The organism is Micromonospora chokoriensis (assembly GCF_000718555.1).
Taxonomy (GTDB): Bacteria; Actinomycetota; Actinomycetes; order Mycobacteriales; family Micromonosporaceae; genus Micromonospora; species Micromonospora chokoriensis_B.
In genome coordinates this window covers 1-13,737 of sequence record NZ_JOAN01000016.1, presented here as the reverse complement: position 1 = coordinate 13,737, position 13,737 = coordinate 1, and the positions used below count along the sequence as shown (strand labels likewise).

The 13,737-nt window shown below is 71.1% G+C and carries 17 protein-coding genes; 9 read left to right on the top strand and 8 right to left on the bottom strand.

From position 1 onward, the window contains the following. Positions 1 to 9: 9 nt before the first annotated feature. Entirely contained in the window at positions 10 to 1,236 is a 1,227-nt protein-coding gene (locus IF46_RS0121785) for a hypothetical protein (RefSeq protein WP_030490209.1), read from the bottom strand. Between the two features lie 26 nt (positions 1,237 to 1,262). Then, positions 1,263 to 1,397, bottom strand: coding sequence for a hypothetical protein (locus tag IF46_RS35545; protein ID WP_269639719.1), 135 nt, complete (start codon positions 1,395 to 1,397; stop codon positions 1,263 to 1,265). Between the two features lie 29 nt (positions 1,398 to 1,426). Here IF46_RS35545 and IF46_RS0121775 point away from each other — a divergent pair, with 29 nt between their 5' ends. After that, positions 1,427 to 1,918: a type II toxin-antitoxin system PemK/MazF family toxin gene (locus IF46_RS0121775; protein WP_030490208.1), complete on the top strand. Its 492-nt coding sequence runs from the start codon at positions 1,427 to 1,429 to the stop codon at positions 1,916 to 1,918. A 44-nt stretch (positions 1,919 to 1,962) separates the two neighbouring features. On the opposite strand, the gene IF46_RS0121770 is transcribed toward IF46_RS0121775, so the two are convergent. Further along, a complete protein-coding gene (locus tag IF46_RS0121770) occupies positions 1,963 to 2,607 on the bottom strand; it encodes a flavodoxin family protein (RefSeq protein WP_030490207.1) in 645 nt (214 codons plus the stop codon). A 251-nt stretch (positions 2,608 to 2,858) separates the two neighbouring features. Between IF46_RS0121770 and rox the strand changes: the two genes are divergently transcribed. Then, positions 2,859 to 4,286: a rifampin monooxygenase gene (gene rox / locus IF46_RS0121765; RefSeq protein WP_030490206.1), complete on the top strand. Its 1,428-nt coding sequence runs from the start codon at positions 2,859 to 2,861 to the stop codon at positions 4,284 to 4,286. A 4-nt stretch (positions 4,287 to 4,290) separates the two neighbouring features. On the opposite strand, the gene IF46_RS0121760 is transcribed toward rox, so the two are convergent. Next, entirely contained in the window at positions 4,291 to 4,941 is a 651-nt protein-coding gene (locus IF46_RS0121760) for a GGDEF domain-containing protein (RefSeq protein ID WP_030490205.1), read from the bottom strand. 263 nt (positions 4,942 to 5,204) lie between these two features. Between IF46_RS0121760 and IF46_RS0121755 the strand changes: the two genes are divergently transcribed. From IF46_RS0121755 to IF46_RS0121730, 6 genes are all read left to right on the top strand, one after another. Next, on the top strand, positions 5,205 to 5,444 hold the full coding sequence (locus IF46_RS0121755; protein WP_030490204.1) for a DUF397 domain-containing protein: 240 nt from the start codon (positions 5,205 to 5,207) through the stop codon (positions 5,442 to 5,444). Positions 5,445 to 5,586: 142 nt separating this feature from the next. After that, a complete protein-coding gene (locus tag IF46_RS0121750; protein ID WP_157563305.1) occupies positions 5,587 to 6,474 on the top strand; it encodes a helix-turn-helix domain-containing protein in 888 nt (295 codons plus the stop codon). 147 nt (positions 6,475 to 6,621) lie between these two features. Continuing rightward, positions 6,622 to 7,665 (top strand): LacI family DNA-binding transcriptional regulator, encoded by a 1,044-nt coding sequence (locus IF46_RS0121745; protein ID WP_232234113.1) that lies wholly within the window; start codon positions 6,622 to 6,624, stop codon positions 7,663 to 7,665. A 2-nt stretch (positions 7,666 to 7,667) separates the two neighbouring features. Next, positions 7,668 to 7,871, top strand: coding sequence for a hypothetical protein (locus IF46_RS0121740; protein ID WP_030490201.1), 204 nt, complete (start codon positions 7,668 to 7,670; stop codon positions 7,869 to 7,871). A 98-nt stretch (positions 7,872 to 7,969) separates the two neighbouring features. Next, positions 7,970 to 9,424 (top strand): serine/threonine-protein kinase, encoded by a 1,455-nt coding sequence (locus IF46_RS0121735; protein ID WP_030490200.1) that lies wholly within the window; start codon positions 7,970 to 7,972, stop codon positions 9,422 to 9,424. A gap of 33 nt (positions 9,425 to 9,457) precedes the next feature. Beyond that, positions 9,458 to 10,099: a histidine phosphatase family protein gene (locus tag IF46_RS0121730; RefSeq protein WP_030490199.1), complete on the top strand. Its 642-nt coding sequence runs from the start codon at positions 9,458 to 9,460 to the stop codon at positions 10,097 to 10,099. On the opposite strand, the gene IF46_RS0121725 is transcribed toward IF46_RS0121730, so the two are convergent. Genes IF46_RS0121725 through IF46_RS0121710 form a run of 4 tightly spaced genes read right to left on the bottom strand, consistent with a single transcriptional unit; the run spans position 10,089 to position 12,428 of the window. Beyond that, entirely contained in the window at positions 10,089 to 10,613 is a 525-nt protein-coding gene (locus IF46_RS0121725; protein ID WP_030490198.1) for a GNAT family N-acetyltransferase, read from the bottom strand. The two genes, IF46_RS0121730 and IF46_RS0121725, sit on opposite strands and share 11 nt — an antisense overlap. 9 nt (positions 10,614 to 10,622) lie before the next feature. Beyond that, positions 10,623 to 11,123, bottom strand: a complete 501-nt coding sequence (locus IF46_RS0121720) for a DinB family protein (RefSeq protein ID WP_030490197.1) — start codon at positions 11,121 to 11,123, stop codon at positions 10,623 to 10,625. 47 nt (positions 11,124 to 11,170) lie between these two features. Then, a complete protein-coding gene (locus IF46_RS0121715; RefSeq protein WP_030490196.1) occupies positions 11,171 to 11,611 on the bottom strand; it encodes a VOC family protein in 441 nt (146 codons plus the stop codon). A 34-nt stretch (positions 11,612 to 11,645) separates the two neighbouring features. Further along, positions 11,646 to 12,428, bottom strand: a complete 783-nt coding sequence (locus IF46_RS0121710; RefSeq protein WP_084597988.1) for a carbon-nitrogen hydrolase family protein — start codon at positions 12,426 to 12,428, stop codon at positions 11,646 to 11,648. Here IF46_RS0121710 and IF46_RS0121705 point away from each other — a divergent pair. After that, a complete protein-coding gene (locus tag IF46_RS0121705) occupies positions 12,427 to 13,209 on the top strand; it encodes a DedA family protein (RefSeq protein WP_030490194.1) in 783 nt (260 codons plus the stop codon). The genes IF46_RS0121710 and IF46_RS0121705 overlap by 2 nt on opposite strands. Positions 13,210 to 13,737 lie beyond the last annotated feature (528 nt).

Below are 13,737 nucleotides of genomic sequence, written 5' to 3'. Positions count from 1 at the left end.
CTAGGTAGCTCACGACTCGGGAACCTCCTCGGGCTCGGCGACCCAGGCGGAGAAGACCGGCAACCCGTGCCAGGGGCCGGTGGCACCGTCGGTCCGGGTGTCGGTGGCCACGGCCACCACCGCGTACGGGTGACCGAAGCGCAGCTCGGCGGTGCGGGCCACGCCCTCCGGCGGCAGGCTGGTCCGCCCGAACATGCCGGTCACCGCGGCCGCCTCGAAGCCGTACCGGTCGAACCGGGCCACCGCCGTCTGCCGTGCCTCGAAGCGCTGCACCCGCAGTGCCATCGCCGTCGCCAGCGCCGCCGACGCGGCCGGGAAACCGAGCGTCGGGGCGGTCAGGTCGTGCTCGCTCCGGGCCGACCAGCAGGGCAGGACGGCGGTGTGCCGCTCTTCGCGGCCGCCGCGGGCCTGGGTGCGTACCCGCTCCTCGCGCAGCGTCCACAGCGCAGTGGCGCCGAGCGGCAGGTCGAACAGCGAGCGGCTACCCGTCGGTTGCCCGCCGTCGGCCGCGCCAGCGCTGAGGTCGTACGCGACGGCCAGCACCTCCGCCGGTGTCACCTGAGGCGCGGCGGCCACCGAGAGGACCACCAGCCCCGCGCCGTCGGTCGTCTGGGCCGGTGCGGCGTGCACGATCACGTCACCGGCCCGCGCGGTGGACACGATGGCGCACCGGTGGCCCTGACTCGGGCTGCGCAGCACCTGCCGTAGTTGGCCGACCCATGGGCTGCCCGCGCCGAGCGCTCGCGCGTCGGCGACGTCGAACGGGGCCGCCCAGGACACCCTGGTGGCCAACGCGCTGGCCAGAGCCAGCACCACGTCGGGCCCGACCCGCAGGGGAAACGTGTCGATCAGGCCGAGGGTGTGCTCGCGCGCCCAGGCGTCCAACCCGGCCTGATCGGGCAGTACGCCGACCTCGGTCGTGGTGGGCAGCGCGGCCCGCCACGTCGCCGGGCCGCCGTCGCCCTGCCCCGTGCGGTGCCAGAGCGCGGTGGCGGACCCGACCAGCGGGTGCGGTGCGTCCAGCAGCGTGCGGGCGACCTCGGCCGCGCTGGGCAGGTCGGTGCCGAGGGCATGCGCCAGATCGACGGCGGCCGGGTCGGAGTCGACAGCCGTGGTGGCGCTGACCGCGAGCAGCAGCCAGGCGCCGAGCGGGGAGGCGACGTGGTGCCGGTCGCCGGCCGTGGCGTGCAGCCGTGCGGCGTACGCGGACAGCGGCCTGTGCAGATCGGTCCTCATGGCCCTACTCTGCCCGCTGGCCCGGCTCACGACCACAGCTCGAACGGCTCGTCGATCTCCGTGCCGGCGAGAGATGGGGTGACCACCACCCGCACCGCGTGTCGCTTGAGGATCGGCAGGACGCGGGGCAGCTCGTCTATGGAGTCGGTCTGTGGCGCCACTCGCCGCGACGGCGGGTAGGCTGCCCGCCGTGGCTGGTCTGTTGAGGAATGTGGCGGCTCGTATCTCCCGGGTGGGTGCGGTCATCCCGTCGCCCCGGCGTAGCGGGCCGTCGCCCGCCCAGGTGGCTCGTCGCCGTCAGGTGAGCGCGTTGCAGCGTCGGGAGCTGACCTACGCTCCGGAACGGGACGGCCAGGCAGACCCGGGCGAGATCGTCTGGACCTGGGTGCAGTACGAGGACGACCCCAGCCAGGGCAAGGACCGGCCGGTGCTGGTGGTCGGGCGGCGCAGCCGGACCCTGTTCGGGTTGATGCTGTCCAGTCAGAGTGAGCGGGACGGGCAGCGGCACTGGTTCGCCCTCGGGCCGGGCGAGTGGGACCGCGACAACCGGCCGAGCTGGGTCCGGCTGGACCGGGTGCTCACCATGCGCGAGGACAGCATCCGCCGTGAGGGTGCCGTGTTGGATCGGCCCCGGTTCGACCGGATCGGGCAGGCGTTGCGCGCCAGCTACGGCTGGCGCTGACGGCCCGCCGGGCCGCCCCAGAAACTGGGCATCCGGGGTCAGGTCTACGTGCGGCTCGGGCCCACCGCGGCGTTGCGGGCCTCCGGCGGCGGGTACGGCTGGTCGGCGAGGAGCCGGGCCAGGTGTGCGGTGTTGAGCGCCAGGGCCTTCGTGGTGCGCCCGGTGGTGTCGGGCTTGGGGCCGGCGTCGCGGTAGTCCACCTTGTGTAGTGCCTCACCGACCCAGTAGGTCGCGGCGGCGGCGGCGAGGGTGAACCCGACCTCGTTGAGAGCCTGCTGCACCTGGCCGATGGTGTGGTGCGCGCCGTCCTCGTTGCCGACGACGGCGACACCGGCCACCTTGCCGTAGGTGCGCAGGCGGCCCGCGTCGTCGGTCTCGGAGAGTTCGGCGTCGAGGCGTTCGAGGACCATCTTGCAGACGCTGGACGGCTGACCGAGCCAGATCGGTGTGGCGATGATCAGCACCTGGGCTGCCATCAGCTTGGCGCGGATCGTCGGCCAACCGTCGCCGTCCCCCTCATCCGTGGACACTCCGAAGCGCACGTCGTGGTCGACGACCCGGACCAGCTCGCCCTCCACGCCCTGCGCGGCCAACTCGGCCAGCACCTCCCGCCCAAGCTGCTCGGAGCTGGACGGGGCCGGAGACGGCTTGAGGGTGCAGTTGAGTACGAGGGCGCGAATGCTCGCCACGTCGGATCCTCTCGGCTGTCGTGTTCGAGTACTGGCTTCCCATACCCGAAGAGGACGTCCCGGAACACCCGTGCCCGGTTTGGTCGGCAGATGACCGACCGCGTCGTCTACGCCGGACAAAAAGTAAGGCAAAGAGCGGTTCGCTCTCTGCCACTTCCAACATATATCGCACCGGGGGCCTTGCGGCAAGCCCCCGGTGGTGCAGCAGAATCTCCAGCCGACGCCCAAATCTGGGAAAATCGGGGGATTTCATGATCGATGTCATCATTGCTGGCGGCGGGCCGACCGGCTTGATGCTGGCTAGCGAGTTGCGGCTGCACGGGTTGCACGCGCTCGTTCTCGAGAAGGAGACCGAGCCGACCAGGTACGTCCGCGCGCTCGGCCTGCACGCACGCAGCATCGAGGTGATGGACCAGCGAGGTCTGCTGGAGCGGTTCCTTGCGCTCGGACAGCAGTACCCGGTCGGGGGCTTCTTCGCCGCGATTCCCAAGCCGTCGCCGGGCGGGCTGGACACCGCACACGCGTACGTTCTCGGCATTCCGCAGACCATCACCGACCGTCTCCTGAGCGAGCACGCCAGCGAGGTCGGCGTCGAGATCCGGCGCGGCAGCGAATTGGTCGGGCTGAGCCAGGACGACCATGGGGTGACCGTGCAGCTGGTCGATGGCACGCAGTTGCGTGCGCGCTACCTCGTCGGCTGCGACGGCGGTCGCAGCACCGTACGCGGACTGCTCGGTGTCGGTTTTCCCGGCGAGCCCAGCAGCGTGGAGACCCTGCTGGGCGAGATGGAGGTGGGCGTGCCGCCGGAGACGGTGGTCGAGGTGGTGGCCGAGGTCCGCAAGACGCATCTCAGATTCGGTCTCGGACCACTCGGGGACGGGGTGTACCGCGTCCTCGTTCCGGCCGAGAGGGTGGTCGAGGACCGCACCGTCGCACCAACCATCGAGGACTTCAAACACCAACTGCGGGTGTACGCGGGCACCGACTTCGGCGTCCACTCACCGCGCTGGCTTTCCCGCTTCGGTGACGCCACCCGACTGGCCGAGCGTTACCGGGTCGGCCGGGTGCTGCTGGCCGGCGACGCCGCGCACATCCACCCGCCGACCGGTGGGCAGGGGCTCAACCTCGGCATCCAGGATGCATTCAACCTCGGCTGGAAACTGGCCGCAGACATAAACGGCTGGGCGCCGGAGGGGCTGCTGGACAGCTACCACAGTGAGCGGCATCCGGTGGCCGCGGACGTGCTGAACAACACCCGCGCGCAGATGCTGCTGCTCTCACCCGAGCCGGGGCCCCGGTCGGTGCGCCAGCTGTTGTCGGAGCTGTTGGACTTCGAGGATGTCAACCGGTACCTGATCGAGAAGATCACCGCGATCGGGGTCCGCTACGACTTCGGCGCGGGCCACGAGATGCTCGGGCGCCACATGCGCGACGTACGGCTGAAGCGGGGGCGCCTCTACGAGCTGATGCACGGCGGCCGCGGTCTGCTGCTCGACCAGACCGGCCAGCTCTCGGTCGCCGGCTGGGCGGAACGGGTCGACCACGTCGTCGACGTCAGCGAGGAGTTGGACGTGCCCGCCGTGCTGCTACGACCGGACGGCCACGTGGCGTGGGTCGGCGACGATCAGAGCGACCTGCTCAGCCAGCTGCCCAGGTGGTTCGGCACGTCCGTCGCCTGAACGGTCAGCGCTCGGTCAGGAACGCGCTGTCGACGAGTTGTCGGGGTGACCGGGCGCCGCCGAGGCTCTTCGCCTGGTACATAGCCGCGTCGGCGCGGCTGAGCGCTTCGGTGAGCTGAGTTGGGCAGCTGACGGGGGCGAGCCCGACGGACGCGGTGACCCGGACGCTGCACCCGCTCAGCCGGATGGGCGCGGCGACGGTCTCGCTGAGTCGGCGGGTGGAGTGCTCGATCCAGCGCCGGTCGACGGTGGGGCTGGAGAGCAGCCCGGCGAACTCGTCGCCGCCGAGGCGGGCGACGAGGTTGTCTCCGGCGAAACCGGCGAGCCGTTCGGCCACACTGATCAGCACCTGGTCGCCGGCGGCGTGCCCGTACCGGTCGTTGATCTGCTTGAAGTCGTCCAGGTCCAGCACCACGGCGATCAACGGCTGGCCGGCGGCGTCGGTGAGCAGGGCAGCCGCCAGGCGGTAGAAGGCGCGTCGGTTGGGCAGCCCGGTGAGCGGGTCGTGACTCGCGGCGTGCCGTTCGGCGGCCAGCTCGGCTTGAAGGTGCCCGATCTCGGCCTCGGCGCGTACGGCCCGTCGGCGTAACTGCCAGGAGGAGAGCAATGCGCCGGCCGCGCAGACGCCGGAGGCGACACTCATCGGATCCGGCACGAACCCTCCCATCGCCGCGACCGCCTCCAGCCTTCGCCCGACACGGCGTGCCGCGTCGGCCCAGTTTTGCCTGATCGTTGCCCCTGCGGGGGTAACTCAAAGTGAACGGATGGGCACCGATCACGTGCGTTATCATGCTCGCCGTCGGATGCAGATGCAATAGCAGATGCACGTGCAGAACCGTCCAATGTCGATGCCGCACCCCCTCGCCGTCACCGCTCCTCCCACGGCCACCGGCGGGCTCGTAACAGAAAGACGCCCCCATGCAGCAGCCTCCAAATGGCGTACCAATCCACCAGTTGCCTCCGCTGAGCTGGCAGAAGAGCCGCCGCAGCAACCCCAGCGGCAACTGCGTCGAACTCGCCGAACTGCCCGGGGGAGCGGGCATCGCGGTCCGGAACTCGCGCCACCCGGAGGGGCCGGCACTGATCTACACAGTGGACGAGATCACCGCCTTCGTGCTCGGTGCGCGGGACGGCGATTTCGACCATCTGATCAACTGACCGTCCCGGGAGGGGTCGTCCCGGCGACGAGACTTATTCACCGGCGCGGAGGAGTTCACCTCACTGTCGGTCCATGGCATGCTTACACGTCGGTCGGGCCGGGGCGCTCGGCCGCCGTGGGTCGGTTTCCGGAGGTCAGCACGTGACGATGGTTCCCGCCGAGGGTGGCCCGACAACCGGGCCGACCGTGCTGCGCATGCTGCTCGGCGCTCAACTGCGCCGCCTGCGGGAGTCCAGCGGGGTGACCCGGGAGGGTGCCGGCTGGGAGATCCGCTCCTCTGAATCCAAGATCAGCCGGATGGAGCTGGGTCGCGTCGGCTTCAAGGAGCGTGACGTCGCCGACCTGTTGACCCTCTACGGCGTCACCGAGGAACACGAGCGCGAGGCGCTGCTCAAGCTCGCCCGGGACGCGAACAGCCCCGGCTGGTGGCACCGCTACGGCGACGTGTTGCCGTCCTGGTTCCAGTCGTACCTTGGCCTGGAGGCCGCAGCCGCGCTGATCCGCAGCTACGAGGTGCAGTTCGTGCCCGGCCTCCTCCAGACCCGGGAGTACGCCCGGGCGGTCGTGCTGCTCGGGCATGGCGCGGCCGGTCCGGGCGAGATCGACCGACGCGTCGCGCTGCGGATGCAGCGTCAGCAGCTGCTCCAGCGGGAGAACCCACCGCAGCTCTGGGCTGTGGTGGACGAGGCGGCGCTGCGCCGACCCATCGGCGGCGCCGAGGTGATGCGCGGCCAGCTCACCGCGCTCATCGAGGCGACCAAGTCCCCGCACATCCGGCTCCAGGTGATCCCCTTTGCCGCCGGTGGTCACGCCGCCGCTGGGGGTGCCTTCACCATCCTGCGCTTCGGCGACCAGGAGCTGCCCGACATCGTCTACATCGAACAGCTGACCAGCGCCATCTACCTCGACAAGCGTGACGATCTGGATTACTACGCGGTGGCCATGGAGCGGCTCTGCGTCGAGGCCGAGCCGCCGGAGCGTACGTCGGAGATCCTCGGGCGACTGCTGGACGACACCTACCCAGCCTGACCGCTGCTCCGGGCGACGACCCCGGGTCGGTCGTGGCCAGGTGGACATCTTTCCGCATTGACCGTTGCCAACTGCTCGGGTTAGTCTCTGTATCGATACAGACTGGATCGATACAGAGAGGTGCCGGTGAAGCCAACACTGCAAGCCGTGGCCGACGCCGTCGGCGTCTCCCGCAGCACCGTGTCCAACGCCTACAGTCGCCCCGACCAACTCTCCGCCACCCTGCGCGAGCGGATCCTGGACGCCGCCCGGCAACTCGGGTACCCAGGCCCCAACCCCACCGCGCGCTCCCTGCGCCGGGGCTTCGTCGGGTCGATCGGGGTGCTGTTCACCTCGCAACTGTCGTACGCCTTCACCGACCCGTTCGCGGTCCGCTTCCTCGCCGGTGTCGGCACGGCGGCCGAGCGGCACGGCACGAGCATGCTGCTGGTCCCGCTGCCACCAGCGGTGACCGACGCCCGTCGGGCGGTGGAGAACGCCGCGGTCGACGGGTTCTGCGTCTACTGCGTCGCCGACGAGGAATGGGCGTTGGACGTGATCCGCCAACGCGGGCTGCCGTTCGTCAGCACGGCCTCGCGCGACGATGCTGGCGACGACGAACGGTTCGTCGGCATCGACGAGCGGGCCGCCGCGCGCAGTGCCGCCGCGCACGTCGCGGGGCTCGGGCACCGACGGGTGGCGCTGCTCGCCGACTCGGTGCTGCCCGGCGCGCCGGCCGGCCCACTCACCCTGGTCGGGGTTGACCAGGTGCCGCATCCGACGACCCGAGGTCGGCTCGCCGGGTTCGCCGACGCCTTCGCCGAGGTCGGCGTCGGCTGGGCCGAGTTGACCCTGGTCAACGCCCCCGGCAACAGCCGCCCGGCAGCAGCCGCAGCCATCGCCGGGCTGCTCGACCAACCCGCGCCGCCGACCGCCGTGCTGGCCGGCTCCGATGTCCTCGCGCTCGGTGTGCTGGACGCCCTGGCCGCGCGACCGGCCCGTGATCGTCCAACCGTCTCGGTGACCGGCTTCGACGATGTCCCCGAGGCCGCCGCGGCTGGCCTCACCACCGTCCGGCAGCCGGCCGAAGAGAAGGGCCGGATCGCCGCCGAACTACTGCTCGACCCGCCCGCGGATGCCGCGGCCGGTCACGTGTTGCTGCCCACCGCGCTCATCGTCCGGGGCTCCACCGGACCTGTCCCGAGGAGTTGACCATGGAACTTCCCACCGGATACGTCACCGCGCTCGACGCCATGAACCGACACGTCAACTCGGCCCGACCGGACGCCCCGGTCCAGGTCGAACACCCCCGCCGGGCCGTGCTCGCCCCGACCCGACAGGCCACCGCCCTCGCCCTGCGCCGGCTCGCCGACCGCATCCAGCCGCGACCACTGCCCGGCACCCCCCGCTGCTCCTGACCCGAAGCAACCCCATTCCGGTACGCACGGGACGAACAGTGTGGGGCTGGGCACGCAGAGTGGTCGAAGGGGCTGTGGCCAGGCAGACTGGTGAAGCCATGTCACCTTTCACGCCCACTCTCCGCCTCCACGACCGCTACGTACTGCACGAGCGGATCGGTCTCGGCGGCATGTCCGAGGTCTGGCGGGGCGACGACGAGGTGCTCGGCCGACCGGTCGCGATCAAGGTGCTCGCCGGGCAGTTCGCCACCGATCCGCAGCTGCGGGCCACCATCCAACGCGAGGCCCGCGCGGCCGCCCGGCTGACCCACCCACACGTGACCCAGGTGTACGACTACGCCGAGGCGACCCTCACCGGTGGCGTCGTGGTCCCGTACCTGGTGATGGAGCTTGTCGAGGGCCACAACCTGGCCGACCGGCTGCGGAGCGGGCCGCTGCCCTGGCCGGAGGCGGTCCGGGTGGCCGGGCAGATCGCCGCCGCACTTGCCGCCGCGCACCGCATCGGCGTCGTGCACCGCGACGTCAAGCCCGGCAACGTCATGCTCACCGACACCGGCGCCAAGGTGCTCGACTTCGGCATCGCCGCCCTCGGCGGCCTCGACAGTCAGTCCGGCGAATCGCTGATGGGCACTCCCGCCTACTTCGCTCCGGAACGGCTGAGAGCCGGCCCGCCCGACCCGGCGAGCGACGTGTACGCCCTCGGCGCACTGCTTTACCGCACCCTCACCGGGCGGGCGCCGCTGCCCGTGCAGAGCTGGGAGGACGCGCTGGAGGTGCACCGGCGGGGCACCCCGGTACCGCCGCTGCGGATGCCCGGCCTACCTGCGTACATCGCCGAGTTGACCGTCGCCTGCCTGGCCGCCAACCCGGCCGACCGGCCGAGCGCCGCGCACCTGGCCCGCCGATTCGGCGCCGGTCAGCCGATCGAGCCGCCCACCGAGCTGCTGCGCATCCGGCCGGCCGCCCACCCGCCCACCCTGATCGACCGGTCGGTGGCCCGCCCCGCCCCGGTCACCGCCGTGCCGACCCGACGCCGCTCGCGTCGGCCCGTCGCCGTGCTCGTCGCGGCCGGCCTCGCCGTGCTGATCGGCCTCGGAGCCCTGCTCGCCGAGAGTCCGCTCGGCCACCCGGGCGCACCCAACCCGGGCAAGGTCGCCGACGCGCCGTCGACCTCCGCTGCGGCCCCCAAACCCACGACACACTCGCCGACGCCGGTCGCGCCGTCCTCGCCACCATCCGCCGCCAGCACCGTGCCCTCGACCGTCGGGCAGCAGATACCGGTCAGCTTCCGGGAGGTGAGCAGCGAGTTCGCCGCCGTCCTCGCCGCCGCGGTCGCCCGGGGTGACGTCGACCGCAAGACCGCTGAAGATCTGCGTGACGACCTCGCCGAGGTCAACCGCCGCACCCGGGACCGCGCCAAGCGCGTCGCCGACCTGCGGGACCACATCTCCGAGCTGGTGCGGCGGGACCGCCTACCAGCTCAGACGGGCGCCCAACTGGACGCTCTGCTCACGCAGGCCGACAGCTTCTCTACCGGCCGTACGGACGACTGATACCTCTTCCGATACCGCTGGCATGATGTCCCGATGCGGACACGTCTGATCTTCGTGCGACATGGCGAGTCGGTCCACCAACTCGAAGGAACCGTCGGTGGGCCACATGGCTGTCGGGGCCTCACCGCCTACGGCCATGAGCAGGCACACGACCTGGCCCACCGGCTCACCGGTGACGTCGCCGCCGACCGGCCGGTGGCGGTCTACTCGTCGGTGCTGCGCAGGGCTGTCGAGACCGCGCAACCGATCGGCGCGGCGTTTGGCGTCCGGCCGGTGGCCGACTGTGGTCTGTGTACCTGGCACACACCCCCGTACGCCGACGGTCTGCCCACCGCCCGCTTCCGCACCGAACACGCGGTGTCCGGTGGCGGCGTGTTCCGGCCCTTCGAGGAGGGCAACGAGAGCTGGGCCGAACTGGTGGTCCGCGTCAGTCGCGCGATCATGGAGATCGCCCACCGGCACCGGGGCTCCACCGCGATCCTGGTCGGCCACAGCGAGACCGTCGAGGGCGCGTTCCACGCGCTCGCCGCGCAGCCGGTGTTCCGGGCGTTCGACCTGGACGTGGCCCCGGCCTCGATCACCGAGTGGACCACCGACCACGACCCCGGCGGTTGGCCGCCGGCCCGTTGGACGCTCCGTCGCTTCGCCGACACCGGGGGGTGGGCTAGAGCGTGATCCAGTACCGCCGGGCCGGACCGAGTTCGGTGTCTCGGATGTCCTCAAGGACGCCGCCGAGACGTTCGATCGTCTTCGCCGACGCGGTGTTGCCCGCCTCGCAGGCCAGCAGCACCCGATCCAACCCGAGCGCTCGGGCCTCGCCGAGCATCCGGGCCAGTGCCCAGCTCGCCAGCCCGCGGCGGCGGGCGGACGGGCGGATCCCGTATCCGATGTGGCCAGCCACCCGCAGCAGGTAGTCGTCGAGTTCGTGGCGCAGCGCGATTGCGCCGAGCACCCGGTCGTGCTCGACGATCCACCGGTACGTGCACCGCACCCGAGCAGCCTCCAGTGGCCTGTCTGGATCCGACTGGTCGGCCAGGCGGGCAACCCAGGCCGCGAACCCGTCCGACGAGCGCACCTCATCGGTCGACTGCAGACCGAACCCGTCCTCGTGGAGGCCGGGACCCCACTCGTCGTGCGCCTCCAGCCAGGCGGCGTGCAGACGGACGGTGGGCGCGACCAGCTCGGGCATCCGCCGATGCTATTCGGCGGCCAGGATCTGTTCGCGCAGGATCTCCGCGTGCCCGCAGTGCTGCGCCAGCTCGCGCAGCACGTGCAGGTACACCCAGCGCAGCGGCAGCGGGCCGCGCCGGTTGCCGCGGAGCAGGTCGTCCAGGCCCAGGGTGGACGTGGCACGGCGGGAGGCCTCGCACGCCTCGCGGTGTGTCCGCTGGATGGTGGCGATCGTGTCGCTGTCGTCGAGGATGAACGACTCGTCCGGCGTCGCGGGGATGCCGATCTCGGCGCGCGACCGGCACGTGACCGCCTCGTCGAACCAGACCTTCTCGACGACCGCGGCGTGCTTCACCAGACCGAGCAGCGTGGTCCGGGACGGCACCAACGACCGGCGTGCCTGCTCCTCGGTCAGCCCGTCCAGACAGCCGTTGAGCGCTCTGCGGTGCTCGTCGATGAACGTCTCGAACTGCGTCTGGGCCGGCTGGGCGATGACATCGTCGGCGAAGGTTCCCGGGAAGGCAGTCATTCCCGAAGCATTCCAAAGATCATCGTCGACGCGCAAACACCACACCGTCAGCCGAAGGAGACGAGAGCGCCGCGCTCGTCGAAGCGGGCCGTGCCCGCCCAGGCGAGCTCCCAGCGGTTGCCCTCCGGATCGGCGAGGTAGCCGGAGCGCCCACCCCAGGACCGGTCGGTCGGCTCCGCCACCACCGTCGCGCCAGCCGCGATGGCCGCAGCGAACGCCGTGTCGACCTGCTCGCGGCTGTCGACGTTGCAGGCCAGGGTGGTGCCGGACCATCCACCCGCCGGATCGGGCACGCCGGGTGCCGCCTCGGCGGCCAGCTCCGGCAGCGGGTAGAGCGCGAACAACACCCCACCGAGCAGGAACGCCGACCAGCCATCGTCGCTGGCCGGCAGCTCGGGCCAGCCCAACGCGCGGTAGAACGACCGCAGCGCGCCGATGTCGCGCGCTCCCAGCGTCACCACAGACAGTCGAGGGGGAACTGTGTCCATGACCTGATCCTGCCGGATGCGTACGACATCGCGGTCAGCCGACGCTGGCGCTGATCGACTCGCCCGGTTCGGTGCCCGCGCGGGCGTACACCTCGCCCTCAGGCGTCCAGATGCCCGACCGCCCCGCCGCTTCGGTATAGCCACCGCCGGTCGACCCGGCGAAGCTCGCCACCGCCACCCAGACCCGGTGTGTGGTGGCGACCCGGTGCGCTCGCTGGTCCACCACGGCGGCGTCGCGCGCCGATTCGAGGACACCGGCCGCGTACACGTCGATGCCGAGCGCGGCCGTCCGGTCCGCGTGCGCGGCCACGCCGGTGTCTTTGCAGATCGCCAGCCCCACCCGCCAACCGTCCACCTCGAGCACGACCGCCGTGCCGCCCGGCCGGAACCGGCGGGCCTCCGCGTCCCCCAGCCACATCTTCCGGTACGCCACCGTCGCACCGCCGCCGGTCACCGCCAGCATCGCGATGTGGTCGCCTGCGACCGGCGCACCGGCCAGCGCCAACGCCCCCGTCTCGGCGCACGCCTCGACCAGCGGCGCCAACCGCGCGTCGTCGACGGACACGACCGGCGCCTCCAACTCGTACCCGGTCAGTGACAGCTCCGGAAAGACCACCAACCGGGTGCGCGCCGCGCGGACCGCGACGGCGTGCGCCCGCGCGTTCGCCGCGACATCCAGGGGTACGCACGGAGGCTGGACCACCGCGAGCCGCAGCGGGGTGCGGCTTTCCGCACCCTCACCGGTGTGGTCGACCCGCGGGGTCGGGCGGTCGTCCTCATGGTCGGCTCTCAGGATGACTTCGTAACGTGGGCGCATGATTCGAACGTCCCACGCCGTGTTCGCCACCGGAACCCCCGCCGCCGCAGCGGAACCGCCGCAGGGTGGCATTGTCGGATACGTCACTGACCTGGTGGAACGGCTCGGCGGACCGGGTGCCGGCCTGGCGGTGGCGTTGGAGAACCTCTTTCCGCCGATCCCCAGTGAGGTGATCCTGCCGCTGGCCGGGTTCGTCGCCGCGCAGGGACGGATGAGCTTGGTTGGTGCGATCTTCTGGACCACGCTGGGTTCGGTGGTGGGCGCGCTGGCTCTCTATCTGATCGGCGCGTCGCTCGGGCGCGACCGGATGCGCGCCATCGTGTCCCGGCTGCCACTGGTCAAGCTCAGCGACGTGGACCGGACCGAGGCGTGGTTCCTGCGGCACGGTGTGAAGGCTGTCTTCTTCGGCCGGATGATCCCGATCTTCCGGAGTCTGATCTCCATTCCGGCCGGCGTGGAGCGAATGCCGGTGACCACGTTCCTGCTCTACACCACGCTGGGCAGCCTGATCTGGAACACCACGTTCGTGCTCGCCGGCTACCTGCTGGGCGACAACTGGCACCTCGTCGAGGGCTACGCCGGCATGCTCCAGAAGGTGGTGATCGTGGTCTGCGTGGCGGCGGCCGCCTGGTTCGTCGGATCCCGCGTGCTGAAAGCTCGCCGCGCCGCCCGCCACCCCGAGCCGACCGACCCCGAGCAGGGCCTGCTGAACGGCGTGCCCGACCCGGGTGGTCGCGGCACCCTCTACCGAAGCGGAACCTGGGCCTCGGACGAACGTTAGAAGCCACCACACCCCTCGGGTGGTCCGTGGCTTTTGTTCGCTTGTGGGCGCTGTGCGTCGTTGGCTGTCGCGTGATCGACTCGGGTTCCTTGATGTCGGGGTGTCGAGCCGTGTCGGATACCCCGACATCAAGGAGTCGGAGTGGATCACCTCGCAGGCGGCCGGTCTGACGGCAAGCTACACCCGGCACTTGGATGATTTGGTGGCTCTTGCGTGGTTTGACCTGTGACGGGCCGCACCCGTGGGGTGGAATCATGGCCGGGCCGGGGTCGTTACACATCCTGACGATCGCAGCACCACCGCCCGAGCTGGGGTTGGGGTGCGGGCCCCGCGGGTTGGAATGCCGACCGCGGCCCGGTCGTTACATCTGGACCCGGCGCCACGAGCCCCCGCTTGTAGGCCGCCGCCCCTAAGACTTTTCCCCTTTTGTGCAGCGCCCGACGAGGTGCTCGACATCCGCACCACTGTTCCCCCGATGTGGTGTGGGTGTTCTACCCCCGAAGGAGCTACCCCATGAACACGATCATC